Source organism: Klebsiella sp. CN_Kp073, from assembly GCF_040065495.2.
GTDB lineage: Bacteria > Pseudomonadota > Gammaproteobacteria > Enterobacterales > Enterobacteriaceae > Klebsiella > Klebsiella aerogenes.
This window is the reverse complement of record NZ_CM198051.1, coordinates 3,013,483-3,038,084: the sequence shown is the minus strand read 5'-3', so window position 1 is coordinate 3,038,084 and position 24,602 is coordinate 3,013,483. Positions and strand designations below refer to the sequence as shown.

General features: G+C 56.0%; 22 protein-coding genes, 1 other RNA gene and 1 other annotated feature. Of the genes, 14 read left to right on the top strand and 9 right to left on the bottom strand.

The features are described from left to right. Positions 1-35 precede the first annotated feature (35 nt). From rplT to ihfA, 5 genes are all read left to right on the top strand, one after another. Positions 36-392, top strand: a complete 357-nt coding sequence (gene rplT / locus ABLV66_RS14665; protein WP_004102963.1) for a 50S ribosomal protein L20 — start codon at positions 36-38, stop codon at positions 390-392. A 118-nt stretch (positions 393-510) separates the two neighbouring features. Next, positions 511-635: a sequence feature (Phe leader region), on the top strand. Further along, on the top strand, positions 516-560 hold the full coding sequence (pheM, locus tag ABLV66_RS14660) for a pheST operon leader peptide PheM (protein ID WP_001386830.1): 45 nt from the start codon (positions 516-518) through the stop codon (positions 558-560). It overlaps the preceding feature by 45 nt. A 63-nt stretch (positions 636-698) precedes the next feature. Further along, positions 699-1,682: a phenylalanine--tRNA ligase subunit alpha gene (gene pheS, locus ABLV66_RS14655; RefSeq protein WP_015367044.1), complete on the top strand. Its 984-nt coding sequence runs from the start codon at positions 699-701 to the stop codon at positions 1,680-1,682. A gap of 15 nt (positions 1,683-1,697) precedes the next feature. Further along, entirely contained in the window at positions 1,698-4,085 is a 2,388-nt protein-coding gene (gene pheT, locus ABLV66_RS14650) for a phenylalanine--tRNA ligase subunit beta (protein WP_348877087.1), read from the top strand. A gap of 4 nt (positions 4,086-4,089) precedes the next feature. After that, positions 4,090-4,389 (top strand): integration host factor subunit alpha, encoded by a 300-nt coding sequence (gene ihfA, locus ABLV66_RS14645; RefSeq protein ID WP_015367042.1) that lies wholly within the window; start codon positions 4,090-4,092, stop codon positions 4,387-4,389. Between the two features lie 57 nt (positions 4,390-4,446). Here ihfA and ABLV66_RS14640 read toward each other — a convergent pair whose 3' ends face one another. From ABLV66_RS14640 to admX, 3 genes are read right to left on the bottom strand one after another with little or no spacing between them, the layout of a single operon-like run. Beyond that, entirely contained in the window at positions 4,447-4,800 is a 354-nt protein-coding gene (locus ABLV66_RS14640) for a RidA family protein (protein ID WP_072251454.1), read from the bottom strand. Beyond that, entirely contained in the window at positions 4,797-6,050 is a 1,254-nt protein-coding gene (locus ABLV66_RS14635) for a D-amino acid dehydrogenase (RefSeq protein ID WP_047046716.1), read from the bottom strand. The genes ABLV66_RS14640 and ABLV66_RS14635 overlap by 4 nt, the downstream gene beginning before the upstream one ends. Positions 6,051-6,100: 50 nt before the next feature. Continuing rightward, positions 6,101-7,015 carry an HTH-type transcriptional regulator AdmX gene (admX, locus tag ABLV66_RS14630; protein ID WP_045396052.1) on the bottom strand — a complete coding sequence of 305 codons (915 nt, stop codon included), beginning with the start codon at positions 7,013-7,015 and terminating at the stop codon, positions 6,101-6,103. Positions 7,016-7,292: 277 nt separating this feature from the next. Between admX and ABLV66_RS14625 the strand changes: the two genes are divergently transcribed. Beyond that, positions 7,293-8,726 carry a gluconate:proton symporter gene (locus ABLV66_RS14625; RefSeq protein WP_348877086.1) on the top strand — a complete coding sequence of 478 codons (1,434 nt, stop codon included), beginning with the start codon at positions 7,293-7,295 and terminating at the stop codon, positions 8,724-8,726. Positions 8,727-8,853: 127 nt separating this feature from the next. After that, positions 8,854-9,840, top strand: a complete 987-nt coding sequence (gene btuC / locus ABLV66_RS14620; protein ID WP_045362716.1) for a vitamin B12 ABC transporter permease BtuC — start codon at positions 8,854-8,856, stop codon at positions 9,838-9,840. 36 nt (positions 9,841-9,876) lie between these two features. Here the strand turns inward: btuC and ABLV66_RS14615 are convergent, their stop codons facing one another. Continuing rightward, the gene (locus ABLV66_RS14615) at positions 9,877-10,677 is read right to left on the bottom strand and encodes a MetQ/NlpA family ABC transporter substrate-binding protein (RefSeq protein WP_045362713.1); all 801 of its coding nucleotides are present in this window, start codon (positions 10,675-10,677) and stop codon (positions 9,877-9,879) included. A 231-nt stretch (positions 10,678-10,908) separates the two neighbouring features. On the opposite strand from ABLV66_RS14615, the gene ABLV66_RS14610 reads away from it, so the two are divergent. The 4 genes from ABLV66_RS14610 to selO all read left to right on the top strand — a co-directional run bounded on the left by ABLV66_RS14610 (position 10,909) and on the right by selO (position 14,310). Next, positions 10,909-11,460, top strand: a complete 552-nt coding sequence (locus ABLV66_RS14610) for a glutathione peroxidase (RefSeq protein ID WP_348877085.1) — start codon at positions 10,909-10,911, stop codon at positions 11,458-11,460. After that, positions 11,460-12,209, top strand: coding sequence for a vitamin B12 ABC transporter ATP-binding protein BtuD (gene btuD / locus ABLV66_RS14605; protein ID WP_512173802.1), 750 nt, complete (start codon positions 11,460-11,462; stop codon positions 12,207-12,209). Before ABLV66_RS14610 ends, btuD begins: the two co-directional genes overlap by 1 nt. An 81-nt stretch (positions 12,210-12,290) precedes the next feature. Beyond that, a complete protein-coding gene (locus ABLV66_RS14600) occupies positions 12,291-12,755 on the top strand; it encodes an NlpC/P60 family protein (protein WP_045396070.1) in 465 nt (154 codons plus the stop codon). A 112-nt stretch (positions 12,756-12,867) separates the two neighbouring features. Continuing rightward, complete coding sequence (selO, locus tag ABLV66_RS14595; RefSeq protein WP_348877083.1) at positions 12,868-14,310, top strand: protein adenylyltransferase SelO; 1,443 nt, start codon at positions 12,868-12,870, stop codon at positions 14,308-14,310. 28 nt (positions 14,311-14,338) lie between these two features. Here selO and hemP read toward each other — a convergent pair whose 3' ends face one another. From hemP to ppsR, 3 genes are all read right to left on the bottom strand, one after another. After that, complete coding sequence (gene hemP / locus ABLV66_RS14590; RefSeq protein ID WP_161799839.1) at positions 14,339-14,518, bottom strand: hemin uptake protein HemP; 180 nt, start codon at positions 14,516-14,518, stop codon at positions 14,339-14,341. Between the two features lie 170 nt (positions 14,519-14,688). Beyond that, positions 14,689-15,735, bottom strand: a complete 1,047-nt coding sequence (gene aroH / locus ABLV66_RS14585) for a 3-deoxy-7-phosphoheptulonate synthase AroH (RefSeq protein ID WP_047078818.1) — start codon at positions 15,733-15,735, stop codon at positions 14,689-14,691. Positions 15,736-15,889: 154 nt separating this feature from the next. Then, complete coding sequence (ppsR, locus tag ABLV66_RS14580; RefSeq protein ID WP_015367027.1) at positions 15,890-16,723, bottom strand: posphoenolpyruvate synthetase regulatory kinase/phosphorylase PpsR; 834 nt, start codon at positions 16,721-16,723, stop codon at positions 15,890-15,892. 330 nt (positions 16,724-17,053) lie between these two features. On the opposite strand from ppsR, the gene ppsA reads away from it, so the two are divergent. Then, on the top strand, positions 17,054-19,432 hold the full coding sequence (ppsA, locus tag ABLV66_RS14575; RefSeq protein ID WP_047078779.1) for a phosphoenolpyruvate synthase: 2,379 nt from the start codon (positions 17,054-17,056) through the stop codon (positions 19,430-19,432). A gap of 83 nt (positions 19,433-19,515) precedes the next feature. On the opposite strand, the gene rprA is transcribed toward ppsA, so the two are convergent. Next, an RNA gene (gene rprA, locus ABLV66_RS14570) (antisense sRNA RprA) lies at positions 19,516-19,623 on the bottom strand. 170 nt (positions 19,624-19,793) lie between these two features. Next, the gene (gene ydiK / locus ABLV66_RS14565) at positions 19,794-20,918 is read right to left on the bottom strand and encodes an AI-2E family transporter YdiK (protein ID WP_015367025.1); all 1,125 of its coding nucleotides are present in this window, start codon (positions 20,916-20,918) and stop codon (positions 19,794-19,796) included. 218 nt (positions 20,919-21,136) lie between these two features. Between ydiK and ydiJ the strand changes: the two genes are divergently transcribed. After that, positions 21,137-24,193: a D-2-hydroxyglutarate dehydrogenase YdiJ gene (gene ydiJ / locus ABLV66_RS14560; protein ID WP_045396078.1), complete on the top strand. Its 3,057-nt coding sequence runs from the start codon at positions 21,137-21,139 to the stop codon at positions 24,191-24,193. Further along, positions 24,190-24,600 (top strand): 1,4-dihydroxy-2-naphthoyl-CoA hydrolase, encoded by a 411-nt coding sequence (gene menI / locus ABLV66_RS14555; protein WP_045396082.1) that lies wholly within the window; start codon positions 24,190-24,192, stop codon positions 24,598-24,600. The genes ydiJ and menI overlap by 4 nt, the downstream gene beginning before the upstream one ends. Positions 24,601-24,602: the final 2 nt, after the last annotated feature.

Here is a 24,602-nt window from a genome sequence, read left to right as displayed (position 1 = left end):
AACTTTTTAATTAGAATAGATACAGGAGAGCACATATGGCTCGCGTAAAACGTGGTGTAGTTGCCCGTGCACGTCACAAGAAAATTTTGAAACAAGCTAAAGGTTACTACGGTGCGCGTTCTCGCGTATACCGCGTTGCCTTCCAGGCTGTTATCAAAGCTGGTCAGTACGCTTATCGTGACCGTCGTCAGAAAAAGCGTCAGTTCCGCCAACTGTGGATTGCGCGTATCAACGCAGCAGCACGTCAGAACGGTATTTCTTACAGCAAATTCATCAACGGCCTGAAAAAAGCCTCTGTTGAAATCGACCGTAAGATCCTGGCTGACATCGCCGTATTCGACAAATTAGCGTTCACCGCTCTGGTCGAAAAAGCGAAAGCAGCTCTGGCATAAGCCAGTTGAAAGAGGGAGCTTGTCTCCCTCTTTTCGTTTCAACACTATCAATACATTGACTTTTATCCGTGCAGGCTTTTCAATACAGGTCTGACATTTCTTACCAGACAAGGTAATGCAAGCATGAATGCTGCTATTTTCCGCTTCTTTTTTTACTTTAGCACCTGAACTCAGGAGGCTAGCGCGTGAAAGAAGAAACGGAAAACAGCGCCAGAAAGCCTCCCCTGTGGAGGCTTTTTTCGTATATAGATTCGGGAAATTTATTTCACTAAAACCGGTGTCTGCACCGACATAATGAGGAAAACCATGTCACATCTCGCAGAGCTGGTTGCCAGTGCCAAGGCAGCCATTAACGAGGCATCAGATGTTGCCGCGCTGGACAACGTCCGCGTTGAATATCTGGGTAAAAAAGGGCATCTGACCCTGCAAATGACCACCCTGCGTGAGTTGCCGCCGGAAGAGCGTCCGGCAGCGGGTGCGGTCATTAACGAAGCGAAAGAGCAGGTGCAGCAGGCGCTGAACGCGCGTAAGGCTGAGCTGGAAGGCGCCGCGCTCAATGCCCGTCTGGCGGCAGAGACCATCGACGTTTCGCTGCCGGGTCGCCGCATCGAAAATGGTGGTTTGCATCCGGTTACCCGCACTATCGACCGTATCGAAAATTTCTTCGGCGAGCTTGGCTTCACCGTGGCGACTGGCCCGGAAATCGAAGATGACTATCATAACTTCGATGCGCTGAACATTCCGGGTCACCATCCGGCGCGCGCTGACCACGATACCTTCTGGTTCGATGCGACCCGTCTGCTGCGTACTCAGACCTCTGGCGTGCAGATCCGCACCATGGAAAACCAGCAGCCGCCAATTCGTATTATCGCGCCGGGCCGCGTCTATCGTAACGATTACGATCAGACCCACACCCCGATGTTCCATCAGATGGAAGGTCTGATTGTCGATAAGAACATCAGCTTCACCAATCTGAAGGGTACCCTGCACGATTTCCTGAATAACTTCTTCGAAGAAGATCTGCAGGTACGATTCCGTCCGTCCTACTTCCCGTTCACCGAACCGTCTGCAGAAGTTGACGTTATGGGTAAAAACGGTAAATGGCTGGAAGTACTGGGCTGCGGCATGGTGCACCCGAACGTTCTGCGTAACGTCGGCATCGATCCGGAAGTTTACTCCGGCTTCGCCTTCGGCATGGGCATGGAGCGTCTGACCATGCTGCGTTATGGCGTGACCGATTTGCGCGCATTCTTCGAAAACGATCTGCGTTTCCTCAAACAGTTTAAATAAGGGCAGGACAGAACAATGAAATTCAGTGAACTGTGGTTACGCGAATGGGTTAACCCGGCGATCGACAGCGAAGCGCTGTCCGATCAGATTACCATGGCGGGTCTGGAAGTTGACGGCGTTGAGCCGGTTGCCGGTAGCTTCAACGGCGTGGTCGTCGGTGAAGTGGTCGAGTGCGGCCAGCATCCGAATGCTGACAAACTGCGCGTTACTAAAGTCAATGTCGGCGGCGAGCGTCTGCTGGACATCGTCTGCGGCGCGCCAAACTGCCGTCAGGGGCTGAAGGTGGCCGTCGCGACTATTGGCGCCGTACTGCCGGGCGATTTTAAAATTAAAGCGGCGAAACTGCGCGGCGAACCGTCGGAAGGGATGCTGTGCTCTTTCTCCGAGCTGGGTATTTCCGACGACCATAGCGGTATCATCGAACTGCCGGCCGATGCGCCGATCGGTACCGATATTCGCGAATACCTCAAGCTTGACGATAACACCATTGAAATCAGCGTTACGCCAAACCGCGCCGACTGCCTGGGTATCATCGGCGTGGCGCGCGATGTCGCTGTGCTGAACAAAGCGCCGTTGAACGCGCCGGAAATCACTCCGGTTGCCGCCACCATCGATGACGTGCTGCCGATTCAGGTTGACGCGCCGCAGGCGTGCCCGCGCTATCTGGGCCGCGTGGTGAAAGGCATCAACGTCAAAGCGCCAACCCCGCTGTGGATGAAAGAGAAACTGCGTCGCTGCGGTATCCGCTCCATCGATGCGGTGGTTGACGTGACCAACTACGTGCTGCTTGAGCTGGGCCAGCCGATGCACGCCTTTGACCGCGACCGCATTGACGGCGGTATCGTGGTGCGGATGGCGAAAGAGGGCGAAACGCTGGTGCTGCTGGACGGCTCTGTAGCTAAGCTCGACAGCGATACGCTGGTCATTGCTGACCATAATAAAGCGCTGGCGATGGGCGGTATCTTCGGCGGCGAACATTCCGGCGTTAACGACGAAACCCAGAACGTGCTGCTGGAATGCGCGTTCTTCAGCCCGCTGTCTATCACCGGTCGCGCGCGCCGTCATGGCCTGCACACCGATGCATCCCACCGCTACGAGCGCGGCGTCGACCCGGCCCTGCAGTATAAAGCGCTGGAGCGTGCGACCCGTCTGCTGATCGACCTGTGCGGCGGTGAAGCCGGTCCGATTATCGATGTGACCAACGAAGAGACGCTGCCAAAACGCGCCACCATCACCCTGCGCCGCAGCAAGCTGGATCGCCTGATTGGCCATCATATTGATGACGCGCAGGTGAGCGATATTCTGCAGCGCCTGGGTTGCGAAGTGACCGTTGGTCAGGACGAGTGGCAGGCCGTTGCGCCAAGCTGGCGTTTCGATATGGAGATCGAAGAAGACCTGGTTGAAGAAGTGGCCCGTGTCTACGGCTACAACAACATTCCTGACGAGCCGGTACAGGCGGGTCTGATCATGGGTACTCACCGTGAAGCGGACCTGTCGCTGAAGCGCGTGAAAACGCTGCTTAACGACAAAGGTTATCAGGAAGTCATTACCTACAGCTTTGTTGACCCGAAAGTACAGCAGCTAATCCATGCCGGTGAAGAAGCGCTGATTCTGCCAAGCCCGATCTCCAGCGAAATGTCGGCGATGCGCCTGTCGCTGTGGACCGGTCTGTTGGGCACCGTCGTCTACAACCAGAACCGTCAACAGAGCCGCGTACGCATCTTTGAGAGCGGTCTGCGCTTCGTGCCGGATACGCAGGCGCCGCTGGGTATTCGTCAGGATGTGATGCTGGCCGGGGTGATTAGCGGTAACCGCTACGAAGAGCACTGGAACCTGGCAAAAGAAACCGTCGATTTCTATGATTTGAAAGGCGATCTGGAATCTGTTCTTGACCTGACCGGTAAATTAGCCGATATCGAATTCCGCGCAGAAGCGGCTACCGCACTGCATCCGGGACAATCCGCGGCGATTTATCTGAAAGGTGAACGCATTGGTTTCATTGGGGTTGTTCATCCGGAACTGGAACGTAAACTGGATCTCAACGGCCGCACTCTGGTGTTTGAAATTGAGTGGAACAAGCTTGCAGACCGCGTGGTGCCTCAGGCGCGCGAAATTTCCCGCTTCCCGGCGAACCGTCGCGATATCGCGGTACTGGTCGCGGAAAACGTCCCTGCAGCCGATGTTTTGGCCGAATGTAAGAAAGTTGGCGTAAATCAGGTAGTTGGCGTAAACTTATTTGACGTGTACCGTGGTAAGGGTGTGGCGGAAGGCTTTAAGAGCCTTGCGATTAACCTGATCCTTCAGGATACCAGCCGTACACTCGAAGAAGAGGAGATTGCCGCTACCGTTGCCAAATGTGTAGAGGCATTAAGAGAGCGATTCCAGGCATCATTGAGGGATTGAACCTATGGCGCTTACAAAAGCTGAAATGTCAGAATATCTGTTTGATAAGCTTGGGCTTAGCAAGCGGGATGCCAAAGAACTGGTAGAGTTGTTTTTCGAAGAGATCCGTCGTGCTCTGGAAAACGGAGAACAGGTAAAACTCTCCGGGTTTGGCAACTTCGATTTGCGTGATAAGAACCAACGCCCGGGACGTAACCCGAAAACGGGGGAAGATATTCCCATTACAGCCCGGCGTGTGGTGACCTTCAGACCCGGACAGAAGTTAAAAAGCCGTGTCGAAAACGCTTCACCCAGAGAGAAATAATCTGGACTGACTAATTAAAAAGGCCGCTATGCGGCCTTTTTTCTTACCTAATTTATCTTACGCTTTTACGGCGGTGACCATGATCTCCACCAGAATATCTGGCCGCGCCATCTCGGCCTGAACGGCTGCCCGCGCCGGGCTATGGCCTTCCGGCATCCACTTCACCCAGACCTCATTAAACGCCGCAAAATCGCGTGAGATATCTTTAAGCCAGATTTGTGCGGAAAGGATGTGCTGCTTGTCGCTATCGGCCGCGGCCAGCAGGGCGTCGATCTTCTCCAGTACTTCGCGGGTTTGCAGCGCAATATCATCAGTGCTGCTTTTCGGCGTTTGGCCGGAGAGGAACACCAGATTGCCATATTCGACGCTGGCGGAAAGTCGGGGTTGCGGATTATTACGAATAATTGTCATGCGGATTGTTTCCATGTCAGACCATCTAAAGAAATTGCCGGCGCTTCGCCATCGAGGAGCGCTCCCAGCACCACGGCGCTGCCGGCCGCGAGCGTAAATCCAAGGCTACCCTGGCCGAGATTCATCCACAGATTCTGGTATCCGGCGCGCCCCAGCATCGGTGGGCCCGCGGGCGTCGACGGACGCATACCGGTCCAGGCCTCGGCCTCATCCAGCCCCTGCAGATCGGGAAAGCTGCTAGCGACGATTTTCTTCAGCGCCTGAACGCGGCTATCACGTAGTTCATCCCCGTCGTAGCCGATATCCACCATCGCCGCGATACGCAACTGTTCTCCCAGGCGGGCGTAAACGATTTTATGTCCGTAGTCGGTCACGCTGATATCCGGCGCGATCCCGGCCTCTTTAGGGTAGGGAAGGGTCAGGCTGTATCCCTTCAGCGCGCACAGCGGCACGCGCACGCCCAGATGACCCAGCAGCGGGCCGCTACCGTTGCCGGCGGCGACGACATAATCATCGCCGGTTATCGTACCGCGGCTGGTCTCAAGCGAACTGATGCGCCCGTCGCGTTTATTGAGCTTGAGCACCTCGCAGTGGGTGAGCAGGCTGAAGTTGCTACTGGCATTGAGTTTGTCGAGCAGGGCGAGACAGAATTTATGGCAGTCTGCCGTTTCATCTCCCGGTGAATAAATCCCGCCCTGTAGCGAATGGCTGATGTGTTTCAGCGCCGGTTCCAGCTGCAGGCAGGCTTCGGCGCTTAGCGCATGCTGGTACTGCGGATTCATTCCTTTCGCCGCTTTATGAAAGTCATATTCCCGGCGATGGATAATAAGTTTGCCGCTACGCCGCCAGTGAAAATCGGCAAGATTATCTTCATCAAGCCACGACTGCATGACCTGACGACTGAGCAGGGATAAGCGCAAAATATGATCGCCGTTAATTTTGTTGCTTTGGCTATTGCAGGCACGCAGAAACTGCAACAGCCAGCGCCACTGCTGGAAAGACATTTGCAGGCGCATATTCAGCGGCGAATCGGCTTTGCCCATCCATTTAATTCCCTGCAGGGGGACGCCGCGGTCGGCAAGCGGCGCGACGTAGCGGTAGCTTAGCTGCCCGCCGTTGGCAAAGCTGGTGGCGCTGCCCGGCTCGGCGTTGCGCTCCAGCAGTTGAACCTGGTGTCCGCTCTTAATTAATACCCAGGCGGTGGCCAGTCCCACCACGCCGCCGCCGATAATCACAATGCGTTTTTTCATAACCTGATATATCCACCGCTGATAAATATCTTGCGGTTATGTCAAAGCATTTACCCTTGCGGCGCAATTGACTTTTTATGGTCAGGGTATAACTGCAGGTTAATTTCTTTGAGCTGTTGACGCAGCTGTCGACACAGAAAATCGACAAATTTCTGCGTGATTGGGCTGAGCGAAACATCGGCGCGACGCAGCAGGCAAAGGTTAATTTTCATCGGCGGCGTAATGGGGTGAATCATTTCCGGCGACAGATTATGCCGCGCCGAGAAAATATCGGTAATGCTGCAGCCGATGCCGCGCTTCACGAACTCGGTGGCCATGTAATAGGTCTGCACGTTAAGCCGGGTGGTGGAAAAGTCACGGCGAGTGGCGATGGCGGCAGAGAGCGAATGCGGCCCCGGCGAGATCCAGCGCTGCTGATCGATCTCCTTGATGTCCACCGCGCCTTGCCGGTAGTCGCGGTCGATATAGACCAGCGGCACTTCGGCAATCAGGGTGGTGATGATCTCCCCCTGCTGGACCGGCTGCAGCGTCAGCGCTAAATCTATTTCGCGTAGATCCAATTTCTTGACCAACGTCTCAGTATGCTCGGTGGTTAAGGTCATCACCAGATTACTGTTTTGCTGATAAAAATCGGTCACCAGCTCCGGCACCAGGCTTAATCCGAGGCTTGGTAAACAGCCTAAGGCGATCTTGGCGCGCGGGTCGCGGGCCAGATTATCGGCCAGCAGGCGCAGGTTATCAAGATCCTGATAAATGCTCTGCGCCTTTTCAAAAAGTGTGAGCGCTTCGCTACTCGGCAGCAGCTTGCCTCGTACCCGCTGAAACAGCTTAAAGCCGAGCTTAAGCTCGGCGTTTTTTAACGCTTTACTGGCGGCCGGCTGGGAGATATTCAGCGATTCCGCCGCGCGTGAGAGAGAGCCGCAAGTCATCACGGCGTAGAAGATTTCCAGATGGCGCAGTTTCATGAACAGTTAACTCAGGGTTATAGCTTGCCGATAAAAAGTCATTTTCTACTAACACTAAATTAACATAAATTTAATCGCCAATCAGCGCTTCGGTTACATATTGCGCTGCTGGTACCGTCTTCAGGCGGTCTTTTACGTTCTCAGAACCATTCCCTTTGTACCCTGCAAACCCTCAGGCCATGAAGCCAATAATGATAACGAGGGGGGATATTTTCTGAGCAGGCCCGAATACGCCAACCTGCAATTGTGGTCGGTTTTAATGGCTTTAAGGAGTTATATGAGTGACTCAACGCTCGCTGGCAATACCCTCGCCAGACGAAATATCACGAGAAAAAACGTTGTTATTGGCCTGTTATTGGTGCTTTTTGTGTTAACCGCGTGGTGGTGCCATGGCCGCCCGAGCAGTGAACTCGGCCTGTTGGGCTTTACGCCATTAGTGGCGTTAGCGGTGCTGTCGCTGGTCGGCGTCGATATTGTGTTGGCGGTGATTTCTTCGATTATCATCGCCATGATTATGACCTCGACCGGGTTGCCGGAAATGGGCACCATGCTGGCGAAATCCACCGGTTCGTTTATTGCCACCGTCGGGTTAATTATTATGCTCGGCGCCGGCGTGGGTGAAGTCGCCACCCGTACCGGCGCCGCGGTTGAGTTAGTGAAATTTGTGGTTCACCGCATCGGCCTTTCCAGCCAGACGCGGGTGAAGTTCGGCATCGTTGTATCTTCGATTTTAATCTGCGGCTCGCTGGGCACAATGGCCGGTGGTAACGCGATTATCGTCGCGGTGATCATCCCGGTGGCGGCTGCGGTACGCTTAACGCCGCCGACGGTGGCTGCGCTGATGATGACCGCCGGTTCGGTGGGGTTGTTTACCGGGCCGTTTACGCCCAGTACCGTCACCATCCTGAGCCTCGGCGGATTGAGCTATCCTGATTATCTGCTGTACGTTGGCCTGCCGATGAGCGCAGTCACGTTATTGGCCGGCTGGGTGATGGCGGGGCGGATCCAGAAGATGACCGAAGGTAAACTGCGCTATGAAGTCGATCTCACGGAGAAGCCAACAGAAGCACTGAGCGCCGCGCAGCTGCGTTGGCGTAAGCTTAGCGCGCTGGCTTTCGCGGCAACGATTATTGTAATGGCGGTCATTGGCGTGGTGATCAAAGCCGGATTCAGCTTTGCGATTATCGTGATGCTGCTGGTGGCCCTGATTACCGGGCTGGTGGGCGGCCTGCGCCCGACGCAGATCCTGCAGGCGCTGTACCACGGTTGTGGCCGTCTGGTGTGGATGTTTATTCTCTACTGGCTGTATAACCCGATCCTGGAGCTGATGGATGGCCTTCATGCCTATCAGGGGCTGCTCGACTATACCCAGCCGCTGCTGGAAGGCATTTCGCCTGCCTGGCTGTGCTTTTGCATCTTCGCTTTCAATATTATTGGTCACGTACCGGGGGCGGCGGTGGCGCAGATGACCTTCACCCACAAAATTTTCGGCCCGATGCTGATGGCCGCCGGCGTACCGCCGCAGGGATCCACTGCGGTGCTGCTGGCCTCTTCGCAGGTCGACTGGTTTGGCCCATTCCCCTCTTCGGATATGTTCGGTCAGATGGGGCTGGCGCAGTCTACCCATCTGAAATACATGCTGTATAACGGCTGGGCGATTGTGGTGGCGAATATCATTCTCTTCGCGCTACTGTTCCAGATACTGGTGTAACTTCCGTTTTCACGCAGGCGTCCTGGCGAGCACTGACGTCTGCGTGAAGATTGCTCTGCGTTTTTCCTTTTCTCCCCGCCATCGCCACCGTAAAATCAATCACCTCGCTCACTTGCCTCCGGGACTTATGCAGACCTTCGTCGATATTCAACAGCGCCATAACCGTCGTTGGCTAACCGCCTTAACGCTGATTCTGCTCGTCACATTGACTATTAGCCTGTGCGCCGGTGACCAGTGGATCCCGCCGCAGGAGTGGTTTAGCGCCAAAGGCGAGCTGTTTATCTGGCAAATCCGCCTGCCGCGCACGCTGGCGGTGCTATTAGTGGGGGCGGCGCTGGCGCTTTCCGGGTCGATCATGCAGGCGCTGTTTGAAAACCCGTTGGCGGAGCCGGGTCTGCTGGGCGTTTCTAACGGTGCGGGCGTTGGGCTGATTGCCGCCGTGCTGTTAGGCCACGGCGTGTTACCCATGTGGGCGCTGGGGCTGTGCGCCATTGCCGGCGCGCTGCTGATTACCTTTATTCTGCTCCGTTTCGCCCGGCGCCACCTGTCCACCAGCCGTCTGCTGCTGGCGGGCGTGGCGCTCGGCATTATTTGTAGCGCGTTGATGACCTGGGCGGTCTATTTCTCAACCTCTTTTGACCTGCGCCAGCTGATGTACTGGATGATGGGGGGTTTTGGCGGCGTCGACTGGCAGCAGCTGTGGCTGATGCTGGCGCTAATACCGGTGCTGCTGTGGGTATGCTGGCAGTCGCAGCCGCTGAACCTACTGGCGTTGGGCGAAGTCTCGGCGCGTCAGCTCGGCCTGCCGCTGTGGTTATGGCGAAAACTACTGGTGGTGGCCACCGGCTGGCTGGTCGGCGTCAGCGTGGCGCTGGCGGGGGCGATTGGCTTTATTGGTCTGGTGATCCCGCATATTTTGCGCCTGTGCGGCCTGAGCGATCATCGGGTGCTGCTTCCCGCCTGCCTGTTAGCTGGCGCCAGCGCGCTGCTCGGCGCCGATATCATCGCCCGTCTGGCGTTATCGGCGGCGGAATTACCGATCGGCGTGGTGACGGCGACGCTGGGGGCGCCGGTGTTCATCTGGTTGCTGCTGCGTTCGGGGCGACGGGGGTAGGGAGACGCCGTCATAGTGGACGGCGTCGGGTGACGATTACCAGCCTTTGATGGCATCGCCTTTATAGACTTCCTGCGCTTTATCGGCGACTTCCCTGGTCTGGAAGGCCTCTTTCAGCTCCTGAATTTTCTTGCTGTCTTTATTATCCTCGCGCGAGACGATCGCATTCACATAAGGTGAATCCGGGCCTTCCATAAACAGGCCATCGCGGGCGGCGGATAAACCGACCTGCGCCGAGAAATTAGTGTTGATGATGGCAAGCGTAACGTTCGGATCGTCGAGCGTGCGGGTCAGCTGCGGAGTATCGACTTCAACAATCTTCAGATGCTTCGGATTATCGATGATATCCAGCGTGGTGGGCAGATAGCCGACGCCATCTTTCAGCTTGATTAATCCTTGTGCCTGTAACAGCAGCAGGCTGCGGCCGAGGGTGGTGGTTTCGTTAGAGATAGAGACGGTCGCGCCGTCAGGCAGTTCGCTGATATTTTTGATTTTGCGCGAATAGGCGGCAATCGGGAAGACGAACGTTTTACCGACGATAGCGAATTTATAGCCGCGCTCTTTCGACTGCGCCTCGAGATAGGGCAGCGTCTGGAAGGCGTTAGCATCGACATCTTTATTATTTAACGCTTCATTCGGCAACACGTAATCATTGAAAGAGATAACTTCAACGTCAAGGTTATATTTGTCTTTTGCTACCTGCTCCACGACTTTCCAGATAGCTTCATCCGGGCCGGTATTGATCGCGACTTTAACCTTATTGTTATCGTCCGGAGAGCAGGCGGATAACAGCGCCACCGATGTGGCGATTAACACCGAGCTTAATAACTTCTTCATCTCTAAAAACTCTCATAAATTAACAAGTAACGAAACACTATTACATACTTTTCACACTGTACACTGATTTGTCCGCTGCGGATATTGAGAGGAATTCATGTTGTCGTCGGCAAGCGCAGCGCTGTCACATCAAGCGACATTTGCCCGCGAATCAAAGTAGAATCAAGCGCGTTGAATCCGCTACAGTAGATAGGGATCTCCTTAACCTGCATTATTGACTGAGGGAAGGCTATGCAACACGACATTCTTAATACCGAAGTGACGACCATCGATGGCGAAAAAACCACCCTGGCGGCGTACGCCGGAAAGGTGCTGCTGATCGTCAACGTGGCCTCAAAATGCGGCCTCACGCCGCAGTATGAGCAACTGGAAGCGCTGCAAGAAGAGTTTGCCCCGCAGGGATTTAGCGTCCTTGGCTTCCCTTGTAATCAGTTTCTCGGCCAGGAGCCGGGCAGCGAAGAAGAGATTAAAACGTTCTGCAGCGTGACCTACGGCGTCACCTTCCCGCTGTTCAGTAAAATTGACGTCAACGGCGAAGATCGCGCGCCGCTGTATCAAAAATTGATTGCCGCCGCGCCGAAGGCCGTCGCGCCGGAAGGGAGCGGTTTCTATGAGCGGATGGCCAGTAAAGGCCGCGCGCCGCTGTACGTTGACGATATCCTGTGGAACTTTGAAAAATTCCTCGTGGGCCGCGATGGTCAGGTGATTCAGCGTTTCTCGCCGGATATGACGCCGAACGATCCGCAATTGCTGGCTGCGGTAAAAGGAGCGCTAGCGCAATAATGCCGTTTTTGATGCAGCTACAGGATGTAGCGGAAGCGGGGCGGCTGTTGTCGTTTACCGCTGACGTTCGGCCCGGAGAGATAGTCCATCTGGTGGGGCCGAACGGCGCGGGCAAAAGTACCCTGCTGGCGCGGATGGCCGGGCTGACCGCCGGCCCTGGTCTGATTACGCTTAACCAGCGGGCGCTGGATCAGTGGCCCGCGGCGGAACTTGCCCGCCATCGCGCCTATTTGAATCAGCAGCAGCTCCCGCCCTTCGCGATGCCGGTGTGGCACTATCTGTCATTACATATGCAAGACAGCGCCCCGCAGGGGTTGCTCAACGAGATAGCCGGGCAACTGGGGTTAAGCGATAAGCTGGGGCGCCAGGTCAACCAGATCTCCGGCGGCGAGTGGCAGCGGGTGCGTCTGGCGGCGGTGATCCTGCAGATTCACCGCCGCGCGAATCCTGTCGGGCAGCTGTTATTGTTAGATGAACCGATGAACAGCCTCGATGTCGCGCAGCAGGCGGCGCTGGATAGCGTGCTGGCGTCGCTGAGCGCGCTGGGGATCGCTATCGTGATGAGCAGCCACGATCTCAACCATACGCTGCGTCATGCGCAGAGGGCGTGGCTCATTTGTGAGGGGCGGATGATTGCCTGCGGGGAAACGTATGAGGTGTTAAGTGAAGAGAATTTGATCGCCGCTTATCATATCGCGTTTCAGCGGGTGGAAGTCGCGGGTCATCTAATGCTCGTGGCGTCACAGTAGCGGTTAAGGATCTTGCCTGTAAGCCGCTAAACAGGCTAAATTATTTCAATAACAGGACAGGGAACAGAGGAATCGTCTGAGATGCGTGTGTGGTTCATTTTTATTGCGGCGATGGTGCTGGCAGGCTGTAGCAGCCACCGGGCGCCGCCGCCGAATCCACGGCTGGCTGATTCCATTACCGTGGTAGCGAATCTCAATGAGCAATTGCGTAACTGGCGTGGGGCGCCGTACCGCTATGGCGGCATGACGCCGCGCGGCGTCGACTGCTCGGGCTTTGTGGTACGCACGTTCCGCGATAAATTCGCCATGCAGCTGCCGCGGGAAACTCGTGAGCAGGCGGAAATCGGCACCCGCATTGATAAAAGCGATCTGTTGCCCGGCGATCTGGTGTTCTTCAAAACCGGCTCCGGCGAAAGCGGCCTGCACGTCGGTATCTATGATACCGACAATCAATTTATTCACGCCTCCACCAGCCAGGGCGTTACCCGCTCGTCGCTGGACAACGTCTACTGGAACAAGAAATTCTGGCAGGCGAGGCGCATTTAAGCCGCATTCGGCGAAAAAGGGAGCGATGGCTCCCTTTTTTAATTGCCATAACCCTGCAGTTCGCCCGTGTTAATCCCCTGTTTAAGGCACTACACTGGCGGCAGGAGGAACCATGACCCTGTCTTTTACTACTCACTGGCGCGATCGGCTGCCGGGATTTTACACATCGCTGGCGCCCACGCCGCTGGATAACGCGCGTCTCATCTGGCGCAACACCGCTTTAGCGCAAACGCTGGGCGTCCCGGAGACGTTATTTAATCCGCAACATGGGGCGGGCGTTTGGGGCGGCGAAGCGTTGCTGCCGGGAATGTCGCCGCTGGCGCAGGTCTATAGCGGCCATCAGTTCGGCGCCTGGGCCGGCCAGCTTGGCGATGGACGCGGCATTTTGCTTGGCGAGCAGCAGTTGCCGAATGGTCAACGTTTTGACTGGCATCTTAAAGGCGCGGGTTTGACGCCCTATTCGAGAATGGGCGATGGCCGGGCGGTATTGCGCTCGACTATCCGCGAAAGCCTTGCCAGTGAAGCAATGCATGCGCTGGGCATTCCCACTACCCGCGCGCTGGCGATGGTGACCAGCGACACGCCGGTTTACCGCGAACGCGAAGAACGCGGCACGATGTTGATGCGCATCGCCGAAAGCCACGTACGCTTTGGCCATTTCGAACATTTTTATTATCGTCGCGAAGCGGAAAAAGTGCAGCAGCTGGCAGATTATGTGATTGACCACCACTGGCCGCAGCTGCAGCAGGAAGCGGATAAGTATATTCTCTGGTTCCGTGACGTTGTCACGCGCACCGCGGCGATGATAGCCAGTTGGCAGACCGTTGGCTTTGCCCACGGGGTGATGAATACCGATAATATGTCGATTCTTGGCCTGACCATGGATTATGGTCCGTATGGCTTCCTCGATGATTTCCAGCCCGGGTTTATCTGTAACCACTCTGATTACCAGGGGCGCTACAGCTTTGATAACCAACCGGCGGTAGGGTTGTGGAACCTGCAGCGTCTGGCCCAGTCGCTCTCGCCGTTTATCAGCGCCGACTCGCTGAACGCGGCGTTGGATGACTATCAGCATGCCTTATTGACCGCCTACGGCCGCCGCATGCGCGACAAACTCGGCTTCTATACTCAGCAAACCGGCGATAACACACTGCTTGATGGACTGTTCAGCCTGATGGAGCGTGAAGGGAGTGACTACACCCGTACCTTCCGGATGCTGAGCCAAAGCGAGCAGCACAGCGCGGCATCGCCGCTGCGCGATGAATTTATCGACCGCGCGGCGTTTGATAGCTGGTTTGCCGACTACCGGGCGCGGCTGCGCGATGAACAGATCGACGATAGCGAACGCCAGCAGCGGATGCAGGGCGTCAACCCGGCGGTGGTGCTACGTAACTGGCTGGCGCAGCGGGCGATAGAACAGGCCGAAGCTGGCGATATGCGCGAGCTGGAACGTCTGCATGAAGCCCTCGCGCAGCCGTTCGCCGATCGTACAGATGATTACGCCAGCCGCCCGCCTGATTGGGGTAAACATCTGGAAGTGAGCTGCTCCAGCTAACCGTAAAGCCTCGCCATCGCGCGGGGTTTTATTTGGTCAAAATTAGCTTACCGGCGTGGGTCTGGCGCAGCAGATAGCGCTGGCCGTCATGTTCGATCACCACGCGTCCTTCCGGGCCTAACAGCGTCCGGCTGCTGATTTGGCGATCGCTGGCAATAGGATAGGGAGCATTGTCTTTTGTTTTCTCTGCTGTGGCAGTGTTATCCATACGCGTCATAGCACCAAAATAAAAATAAAAGAAACAATGATAATCATTATCAGTAATGTTAATTTTCACGGCAAGCCTTTTTTGTCGTGGCTTACCATTTCAGGTAGCTATTGCGCAGAGGATGAACGGCGAGCGGTTAAAACCCGCCGCGAGCGCGGCGGGGGAAGGGATTACAACCGTGTAGCGGTGGCTGCAGCCAGTTCAGCGAGCATTTTTTCGCTATCTTCCCAGCTCAGGCACGGGTCGGTAATCGACTGACCCCAGGTCAGCGGCTGACCGGGGATCACTTTTTGCGTCCCTTCGGCGAGGAAGCTCTCCGCCATGATCCCGGCAATGGCGGTGGATCCATCGCGGATCTGCTGGCAGATATTGGCGCACACTTCCAGCTGACGGCGATGCTGCTTCTGACAATTGCCGTGGCTGAAGTCGACGACCAGTTGCTCAGGGAGATCGAATTCCCGTAGCGCTTCACCGGCGGCAGCGATATCCGCTGCATGATAATTCGGCCGTTTACCGCCGCGCATAATGATATGGCCGTACGGGTTACCGCTGGTCTGGTAGATGGTCATCTGGCCCTGTTTATCCGGCGACAGGAACATATGGCTGGCGCGCGAGGCGCGTATCGCGTCGACCGCGATGCGGGTGTTGCCATCGGTACCGTTTTTAAAACCAACCGGGCAGGAGAGCGCCGAGGCCATCTCGCGGTGAATTTGGCTTTCGGTGGTGCGCGCGCCGATGGCGCCCCAGCTAATCAGATCGGCGATAAACTGTCCGGTCACCATATCCAGAAATTCGGTGGCGGTGGGGATACCCAGCTCGTTGACCTGCAGCAGCAGACGACGCGCCAGTTCAATGCCGTGGTTGACCCGGTAGCTGCCGTTGAGGTCAGGGTCGGAAATGAGTCCTTTCCAGCCCACGACGGTGCGCGGTTTTTCGAAATAGGTGCGCATGACAATTTCCAGCTGCGGCTGGTAACGTTCGCGCATGCCCTGCAGGCGGCGCGCATATTCCAGCGCCGCTTCGGGGTCGTGAATGGAGCAGGGGCCGATAATCACCAGCAGGCGGCGGTCTTCGCCGTTGAGGATCTTTTCAATCCGCCGGCGGGAAGCGGAGACGTGGGCGGCAACCTCGGCCGACACGGGATGGCGCTGCGCCAGTTCCGCGGGCGTTACCAGGCTTTCAATGCGCGCGGTACGCAATTCGTCTGTTTTATTCATTGGGGTCTCAAAAATCTGTTTCTTCCGCGGCGAAAATGCCGGGAAGTGATGCGCATCACGATAAACCAATCCCTGCTTATTGCAAGAGCAGGGCATGATCCTGTATAGGCCACGAGCGATAGCATAAACAAATTTTCAATAATGTACTAGTGTATTAGTACATCCTGCGATTCAGCCCCATGATATCCATGATTTTGGTGGCAATTTCCTCTACCGAATAGTTGGTACTGTTAAGGCAGGGGATCTTGTTTTTGCGATATAGCGCTTCGACTTCGGTTACTTCCATGCGGCACTGGCGCAATGAGGCGTAGCGGCTGTTTTCGCGGCGCTCTTCGCGGATTGCCGCCAGTCGCTCCGGGTTAATCGTCAGGCCGAACATCTTGTGCTGCAGCGGCTTTAACGAGGCCGGGAGAACCAGATTGTCCATATCGTCGGCGATAAAAGGGTAGTTAGCGGCGCGAATACCATACTGCATGGCCAGGTACAGGCTGGTCGGCGTTTTACCGCAGCGCGAAACGCCGAGCAGGATCACCTGCGCCTGATCGAGATTGCGCAGCGAAATGCCGTCGTCATGGGCGAGCGTGTAATCGATGGCGGCGATACGCGCATCGTATTTAATCAGGTTACCGGGATTCAGGCCGTGGGTGCGGTGAGCCACCGGCGTAGGATCCAGATGTAATTCTTGCTGCAGCGGGGCTACCAGCGCCTGCACGATATCCTGACAAAAACCCTCGCTTTGCAAAATTATGTCGCGAATTTCGGGGATAACGATGGAATAGAAGACCAGCGGACGGATGCCGGTTTGTTGAAAAATGGCATCGATTTGCTCTTTTACCGCCCGGGCTCGACTGACATTTTCGACGAACGGCAATGTCACGCTACTGATGGCCACCGGGAATTGCGACATTACCGCATGGCCTAAAACTTCCGCCGTAATAGCGGTACCGTCAGAAATATAAAATACGTGGCGATCTACAGCACTGTCCATTTTGACCATCCGGTATAATTATCTAAAAGCAGAGTAAATTTAAGCACAGAGCTTTAACCTTTGTCTCACTTAAAAAAATGAAACGCTATTTTTGTTTTTAATGAAATGGCAGGTTCAGTTTCTTTTTTTGCACACTATTTGTATCAAATATCAATAGAATCCATTTTAATCATATAGTTAGGGAATTCCGGAAAACAATCCTAAAAACAGAAAATTAATTTGCTTGAACGATTCACCGTTTTTTTCAGCGGCATAAATATGTCAGGATGAATACCGTAGTCGATCGTGTGTTTTCTATAATTTGTATTAAATCACAAAAGGATTGTCTCGATGTCCAACAATGGCTCGTCACCGCTGGTGCTTTGGTATAACCAACTCGGCATGAATGATGTAGACAGAGTTGGGGGCAAAAATGCCTCCCTTGGTGAAATGATTACTAACCTGTCCGGTATGGGTGTCTCCGTGCCAAACGGGTTCGCCACCACCGCTGATGCTTTCGATCAGTTCCTGGACCAAAGCGGCGTTAACCAGCGCATTTATGCACTGCTGGATGAAACCGACATTGACGACGTTTCCGCATTAGCGAAAGCGGGCGCGCAGATCCGTCAGTGGATCATCGACACCCCCTTCCAGAGCGAACTGGAAAACGCGATTCGCGAAGCTTATGACCTGCTGTCCGCCGATGACGCCGAGGCCTCGTTTGCCGTGCGTTCTTCGGCGACGGCGGAAGATATGCCGGATGCCTCCTTCGCCGGCCAACAAGAGACATTCCTCAACGTGCAGGGCTTTGACGCCGTGCTCGTTGCCGTGAAGCACGTATTTGCTTCACTGTTTAACGATCGCGCGATCTCCTATCGCGTGCATCAGGGTTACGATCACCGCGGCGTGGCGCTATCCGCCGGGGTGCAGAGGATGGTGCGCTCCGACCTGGCCTCCTCCGGCGTGATGTTCTCCATCGATACCGAGTCCGGTTTCGACCAGGTGGTGTTTATCACCTCGGCGTGGGGGCTTGGCGAGATGGTGGTGCAGGGCGCGGTGAACCCGGACGAATTTTACGTTCACAAACCGACCCTGGCGGCTAACCGCCCGGCTATCGTGCGCCGTACCATGGGGTCGAAAAAAATCCGCATGGTGTACGCGCCGACTCAGGAACACGGCAAGCAGGTGCGGATTGAAGATGTGCCCCAGACGCAGCGCGATGTTTTCTCGTTAACCAACGAGGAAGTGGAAGAGCTGGCGAAGCAGGCGGTGCAGATCGAGAAGCATTACGGCCGTCCGATGGATATCGAGTGGGCGAAAGATGGCCACACCGGTAAGTTGTTTATCGTCCAGGCGCGCCCGGAAACCGTCCGTTCGCGCGGTCAGGTGATGGAGCGTTATACCCTGCATGCCCAGGGGCAGATCATCGCCGAAGGTCGAGCTATCGGCCACCGTATCGGCGCCGGCCCGGTCAAGGTTATCCACGATATCAGTGAGATGAACCGCATCGAGCCCGGCGACGTGCTGGTCACCGACATGACCGACCCGGATTGGGAACCGATCATGAAGAAAGCCTCGGCGATCGTCACCAACCGCGGCGGACGTACCTGTCACGCGGCGATTATCGCCCGTGAGCTGGGGATCCCGGCGGTGGTCGGCTGCGGCGATGCGACCGACCGTATCCAGGAAAACCAGAATGTCACCGTTTCCTGCGCCGAAGGCGACACCGGCTACGTCTACGCAGAGTTACTGGACTTCAGCGTGAAGAGCTCCAGCGTCGGCGAGATGCCGAACCTGCCGCTGAAGGTGATGATGAACGTCGGCAACCCGGATCGCGCCTTTGACTTCGCCTGCCTGCCGAATGAAGGCGTGGGGCTGGCGCGTCTGGAATTTATCATTAACCGCATGATTGGCGTTCACCCGCGCGCGCTGCTGGAGTTTGACGACCAGGAACCGGGCCTGCAGAACGAAATCCGCGAGTTGATGAAAGGCTACGACTCACCGAGAGAGTTCTACGTTGGCCGCCTGACCGAAGGGATCGCTACCCTTGGCGCCGCCTTCTACCCGAAACGGGTGATCGTGCGTTTGTCCGACTTTAAATCTAACGAATACGCCAACCTGGTGGGCGGCGAGCGTTACGAGCCGGAAGAAGAGAACCCGATGCTTGGCTTCCGCGGCGCCGGACGCTACGTTTCAGAAAGCTTCCGCGATTGCTTCGCGCTGGAGTGTGAAGCGATGAAACGCGTGCGTAACGACATGGGGCTGACCAACGTGGAAGTGATGGTGCCGTTCGTACGTACCGTCGCGCAGGCGAAAGCGGTGGTCGAAGAGCTGGAGCGTCAGGGGCTCAAGCGCGGCGAAAACGGGCTGAAGATCATCATGATGTGTGAAATCCCGTCGAACGCGCTTCTGGCGGAGCAGTTCCTCGAGTACTTCGATGGCTTCTCGATCGGTTCGAACGATATGACGCAGCTGGCGCTGGGCCTTGACCGCGACTCCGGCGTCGTGTCTGAGCTGTTTGATGAACGCAACGACGCGGTGAAAGCGCTGCTGTCGATGGCCATCCGCGCGGCGAAAAAACAGGGCAAATACGTGGGCATCTGCGGCCAGGGTCCGTCCGACCACGAAGACTTTGCCGCCTGGCTGATGGAAGAGGGGATCGATAGCCTGTCCCTGAACCCGGATACCGTGGTGCAAACCTGGTTAGGTCTGGCTGAACTGAATAAATAAGTTCAACGCGGCTAGCACAATCCCTGGCAGAGATGCCGGGGATTTTTTTTGCCTTCAGCAACGTTTCGCTATTTGATTTTGACGTAAAAAAAAGCCCATCGTGGGAGATGGGCAAAGACTACACACAGCAATTCGTTGTTTCACTCAGGGGATTTCCATGCTTATAAATCAATATCTTGATCTATAACCGTGGGCTAATAGTAGGCATCAGGGCTGTTGGCGTCGATCGGATTCTTCTCAATAGTTAAATCAGTGTGAAGAATATGAGAGGTAAATATCGAGCTGGAACATGAATATGCCGGAAGTGGCGAGGGATTGATAAATTTAGCTTAAGTTTAAGGCGGGTTTCCCCGCCTTTCTGTTACTTTTCGCTTTTGTTATGGCTGGCATTAAGCTCGGCGAGCTCCGCCAGAACCAGATCGGGGTCCAGCGGCGGCGGCGGTACTTCTTGCACCCAGGCGTCGTAAAGACGCCAGGAGACGGCCAGCAGCACCGGGCCGATAAACAGGCCAATCATGCCGAAGGCGATCAGGCCGCCGATAACGCCGGAGAGGATCAGAATCATCGGCAGGTCGGCGCCCATGCGAATCAGCACCGGGCGAATCACGTTATCCATCGTACCCACCACGCAGCTCCACACCAGCAGCACCGTGCCCCAGGTCGTATCGCCGGTCCAGTACAGCCAGATAATTGAAGGGACCAGCACGATAAGCGGCCCCAGCTGTACCAGACAGGTGAAAATCATCACCACGGTCAACAGCGCGGCGTAAGGCACGCCGCTTATCGCCAGCCCGATACCGCCGAGCACCGCCTGCGCCAGCGCGGTGACAACCACGCCCAGCGCCACGGCGCGAACCGCCTGTCCGGCAAGGACCACCGCAGCATCGCCACGCTTTGAGGCCAGACGGGTAGCGAAGTAGCGGAAACCATAAGCGACGCGTTCGCCGCGCCAGTAAAGCAGAGCGCTGAACAACAGCATCAGTCCGCAGTAAACCAGCAGTTTACCAATATGCGCCGCCTGGCCGACAAACCAGGTGGTGGTGGCGCCGATATAAGGGCGAACCTTAGCCATAATCGCCGCGCCGCCCATCTCCAGCAGGCTATGCCAGGCGGAATAGAGTTTATCGCCGATCAGCGGAATCGAGTTCAGCCAGGCGAAATCCGGCAGCGTTACCTGGCCGGTGCTGACGATTTTGATCAGCGGGGCACTATTATCGACCAGGCTATTCACCAGTAAGGCGATAGGAATAACGAACAGTAAAAACAGCAGCAGCGTCATCACCAGCACCGCCAGCGAGCGCTTGCCAAACAGCAGCTTTTGCAGACGCAGCAGCACCGGCCAGGTTGCGATGACCACGGTGCCGGCCCAGGCAAAAGAGAGAATAAATGGTTGCACAACCCACAGGCAGGAAATAATTATCAGGGACAAAAACAGCACCGACAGCAGAATTTGCGGTATGTCCCGGGGCTGATGTTGGTTAATCATAGAGAAAATTTACCTTTCCAGTCGCGTCTCAATGCTGACGCAGCGTAATTCCATGTACAGATAATAATATCAATAATTTCGCGCGCCTGATTTTGCCCGTAAATCTCGTGGGCGGATATGAAAAAAATGTGATAAAAAGTTGAGTGCGCCACGCAAACGTTTAATTTGCGCATTATTACATCATCTAAACACAACATATTCAGGCAGGGTCAAGCGTCATGATCCCACAGATTTCTCAAGCGCCGGGCGTCGTTCAACTGGTGCTGAATTTTTTGCAGGTACTGGAGCAACAAGGATTCACCGGCGATACCGCCACCAGCTATGCCGACCGGCTCACCATGGCGACCGATAACAGCGTCTATCAGCTGTTGCCGGACGCCATTCTGTTTCCCCGTTCCACCGCGGACGTCGCTTTACTGGCGCGGCTGGCGGCGGAACCGCGCTTTCAATCGCTGATTTTTACCCCACGCGGCGGCGGTACCGGCACCAATGGTCAAGCGCTGAATGCGGGGATCATCGTCGATATGTCGCGCTATATGAACCGTATTATCGAAATCAATCCTGAAGAGGGGTGGGTGCGGGTCGAAGCCGGGGTAATCAAAGACCAGCTCAACCAGTTTCTTAAGCCCTACGGCTACTTCTTCGCGCCGGAACTGTCGACCAGTAACCGCGCGACGCTCGGCGGAATGATCAATACCGATGCTTCCGGACAGGGTTCATTGGTTTACGGTAAAACCTCCGATCATGTGCTTGGGGTGCGATCGGTACTGATGGGCGGCGATATCCTTGATACCTTGCCTATTCCCGCCGCGCTGGCGGAAACGCTGGGGCGAGAGCAGTCAGCGATTGGCCGCATCTATCGTACCGTCTATCAGCGCTGTAAAGCGCAGCGTCAGCTGATCATCGATAAATTCCCGAAATTGAACCGCTTCCTGACCGGCTACGATCTGCGTCATGTCTTTAATGATGAGATGAGCGAGTTCGACCTGACGCGCATTCTGACCGGCTCCGAAGGCACGCTGGCATTTATCACCGAAGCGCGGCTCGATATTACGCGTCTACCGAAAGTGCGCCGCTTGGTCAACGTCAAGTATGACTCCTTTGATTCGGCGCTGCGTAACGCGCCATTCATGGTTGAAGCGAAGGCGCTGTCGGTGGAGACCGTCGACTCGAAGGTGCTTAATCTGGCCCGCGAAGATATCGTCTGGCACTCGGTAAGCGAACTGATCGCCGATGTGCCGGATAAAGAGATGCTGGGTCTCAATATCGTTGAGTTTGCCGGGGATGATGCTGAATTAATCGACGGCCAGGTAACCACCCTGTGTCAGCGTCTTGATGAACTCATGTCGCAGGGCGCCGCGGGAGTCATTGGCTGGCAGGTCTGTCATGAACTGGATGGCGTCGAGCGCATCTATGCCATGCGTAAAAAGGCGGTTGGTCTGCTGGGCAACGCCAAAGGCGCCGCTAAACCGATTCCTTTTGCTGAAGATACCTGCGTGCCGCCGGAGCATCTGGCGGATTACATCACCGAGTTTCGTGCTTTACTCGACGGGCATGGCCTGAGCTACGGCATGTTTGGACACGTCGACGCCGGAGTGCTGCACGTTCGTCCGGCGTTGGATATGTGCGACCCGCAGCAGGAGGTGCTGATGAAGCAGATCTCCGATGAGGTGGTGGCGCTGACGGCCAAATATGGCGGCCTGCTGTGGGGCGAACATGGTAAAGGGTTCCGCGCCGAGTACAGTCCGGCCTTTTTTGGCGAGGAGTTATATAGCGAACTGCGTAAAGTGAAAGCGGCATTTGATCCGGACAACCGATTGAATCCGGGGAAAATTTGCCCACCTGAAGGCGTCGATGCGCCGATGATGAAAGTCGATGCGGTGAAGCGCGGCACCTACGATCGTCAAATTCCCATTGCAGTGCGTAGCGCCTGGCGTGGCGCGATGGAGTGTAACGGTAACGGTCTGTGCTTTAACTTCGATGTAAAAAGCCCGATGTGTCCGTCAATGAAGGTCAGTAATCAGCGCATTCATTCGCCGAAAGGCCGCGCGACGCTGGTGCGTGAATGGTTACGTCTGCTGGCCGACCGCGGGATAGACCCGAACAAACTGGAGCAAGAACTTCCGGAAAAAGGTGTGAGCCTGCGCGCCCTGATCGAGCGTACCCGCAATAGCTGGCATGCGCGTAAAGGCGAATATGATTTCTCGCATGAAGTGAAAGAGGCGATGTCCGGCTGTCTGGCCTGTAAGGCCTGTTCAACCCAGTGCCCGATTAAGATCGACGTGCCGGAATTCCGCTCCCGCTTCCTGCAGCTGTATCACAGCCGCTACCTGCGCCCGGTACGCGATCATCTGGTGGCGACGGTCGAATCGTACGCGCCGCTGATGGCCCAGGCGCCGAAAACATTCAACTTCTTTATCAATCAGCCGTGGATGCGCAAGCTGTCGGAAAAACACATCGGCATGGTCGATCTGCCGCTGCTCTCCGTACCGTCGCTCAAGCAGCAGCTGGCAGGCCATCGCTCCGCCAATACCACGCTTGAGGATCTGGAAGCAATGAGCGTCGAACAGCGTGCGAAGAGAGTGCTGGTGGTGCAGGATCCGTTTACCAGCTACTACGAAGCGCAGGTGGTGGCTGACTTTGTCCGCCTGATTGAAAAAGTCGGCTATCAGCCGGTACTGTTGCCGTTCTCACCGAACGGTAAAGCGCAGCATATCAAGGGGTTCCTGACGCGCTTCGCGCGCACGGCGCAGAAAACCGCTGATTTCCTCAACCGCGTAGCGCAGCTGGATATACCGATGGTTGGCGTCGACCCGGCGCTGGTGCTTTGCTATCGCGATGAATATAACCAGACGCTGGGCGAGAAACGCGGCGATTTTCGCGTGATGCTGGTGCATGAATGGCTGACCGAGGCGATAGCGCCTTCAGCCGGGAGGGACAACAGCGGCGAACCCTGGTACCTGTTTGGCCATTGCACCGAAGTGACGGCGCTACCGGCCGCGCCCAAACAGTGGGCAGAGATCTTTGCCCGTTGCGGGGCGAAAATGGAGTACATCAGTACGGGTTGCTGCGGCATGGCTGGCACCTACGGCCACGAAGTGAAAAACCACGCCAACTCGCTGGCGATTTACGCGCTTTCCTGGCAGCAGGCGATGGCGCGTTTACCGCGCGGTCGCTGTCTGGCCACCGGCTATTCCTGCCGAAGCCAGGTGAAGCGTATCGAAGGTAGCGGGGTACGTCACCCGCTGCAGGCTCTGCTGGAGATTATGGGATGATTTGGAAACGTCAGGCTTCGCTGCCGCAGCTTAACGCGATGGGCGAGGGAAACATGGTTGGCCTGTTGGATATTCACTTTGTGTCCATCAGCGATAACGCGATTGAAGCGACGATGCCGGTGGATCACCGTACACATCAGCCTTTTGGTCTGCTACACGGCGGCGCATCGGTGGTTCTGGCTGAAACCCTTGGCTCGGTCGCGGGCTATCTGTGTACCGAAGGAGAACAAAAAGTGGTCGGCCTGGAAGTCAATGCCAACCATATTCGTTCGGTGCGCAGCGGGCGGGTGCGAGGGGTTTGTACCGCGTTGCATGTTGGGTCTCGCCATCAGGTGTGGCAAATCGATATCACCGATGAGCAGGGGCGACTGTGCTGCTCCTCACGACTGACCACCGCCGTGGTGTAACG

What these genes read in the sequence shown, in the direction of transcription:
- ABLV66_RS14600 (WP_045396070.1), top strand. Translation starts at nt 12,291, where the DNA reads ATGCGTGTGTGGTTCATTTTTATTGCGGCGATGGTGCTGGCAGGCTGT.
- ihfA (WP_015367042.1), top strand. Translation starts at nt 4,090, where the DNA reads ATGGCGCTTACAAAAGCTGAAATGTCAGAATATCTGTTTGATAAGCTT.
- ppsA (WP_047078779.1), top strand. Translation starts at nt 17,054, where the DNA reads ATGTCCAACAATGGCTCGTCACCGCTGGTGCTTTGGTATAACCAACTC.
- rplT (WP_004102963.1), top strand. Translation starts at nt 36, where the DNA reads ATGGCTCGCGTAAAACGTGGTGTAGTTGCCCGTGCACGTCACAAGAAA.
- ydiK (WP_015367025.1), bottom strand. Translation starts at nt 20,918, where the DNA reads ATGATTAACCAACATCAGCCCCGGGACATACCGCAAATTCTGCTGTCG.
- admX (WP_045396052.1), bottom strand. Translation starts at nt 7,015, where the DNA reads ATGAAACTGCGCCATCTGGAAATCTTCTACGCCGTGATGACTTGCGGC.
- ABLV66_RS14610 (WP_348877085.1), top strand. Translation starts at nt 10,909, where the DNA reads ATGCAACACGACATTCTTAATACCGAAGTGACGACCATCGATGGCGAA.
- btuD (WP_512173802.1), top strand. Translation starts at nt 11,460, where the DNA reads ATGCCGTTTTTGATGCAGCTACAGGATGTAGCGGAAGCGGGGCGGCTG.
- ABLV66_RS14615 (WP_045362713.1), bottom strand. Translation starts at nt 10,677, where the DNA reads ATGAAGAAGTTATTAAGCTCGGTGTTAATCGCCACATCGGTGGCGCTG.
- pheT (WP_348877087.1), top strand. Translation starts at nt 1,698, where the DNA reads ATGAAATTCAGTGAACTGTGGTTACGCGAATGGGTTAACCCGGCGATC.
- ABLV66_RS14640 (WP_072251454.1), bottom strand. Translation starts at nt 4,800, where the DNA reads ATGACAATTATTCGTAATAATCCGCAACCCCGACTTTCCGCCAGCGTC.
- pheS (WP_015367044.1), top strand. Translation starts at nt 699, where the DNA reads ATGTCACATCTCGCAGAGCTGGTTGCCAGTGCCAAGGCAGCCATTAAC.
- ydiJ (WP_045396078.1), top strand. Translation starts at nt 21,137, where the DNA reads ATGATCCCACAGATTTCTCAAGCGCCGGGCGTCGTTCAACTGGTGCTG.
- ppsR (WP_015367027.1), bottom strand. Translation starts at nt 16,723, where the DNA reads ATGGACAGTGCTGTAGATCGCCACGTATTTTATATTTCTGACGGTACC.
- ABLV66_RS14625 (WP_348877086.1), top strand. Translation starts at nt 7,293, where the DNA reads ATGAGTGACTCAACGCTCGCTGGCAATACCCTCGCCAGACGAAATATC.
- menI (WP_045396082.1), top strand. Translation starts at nt 24,190, where the DNA reads ATGATTTGGAAACGTCAGGCTTCGCTGCCGCAGCTTAACGCGATGGGC.
- ABLV66_RS14635 (WP_047046716.1), bottom strand. Translation starts at nt 6,050, where the DNA reads ATGAAAAAACGCATTGTGATTATCGGCGGCGGCGTGGTGGGACTGGCC.
- btuC (WP_045362716.1), top strand. Translation starts at nt 8,854, where the DNA reads ATGCAGACCTTCGTCGATATTCAACAGCGCCATAACCGTCGTTGGCTA.
- hemP (WP_161799839.1), bottom strand. Translation starts at nt 14,518, where the DNA reads ATGGATAACACTGCCACAGCAGAGAAAACAAAAGACAATGCTCCCTAT.
- aroH (WP_047078818.1), bottom strand. Translation starts at nt 15,735, where the DNA reads ATGAATAAAACAGACGAATTGCGTACCGCGCGCATTGAAAGCCTGGTA.
- selO (WP_348877083.1), top strand. Translation starts at nt 12,868, where the DNA reads ATGACCCTGTCTTTTACTACTCACTGGCGCGATCGGCTGCCGGGATTT.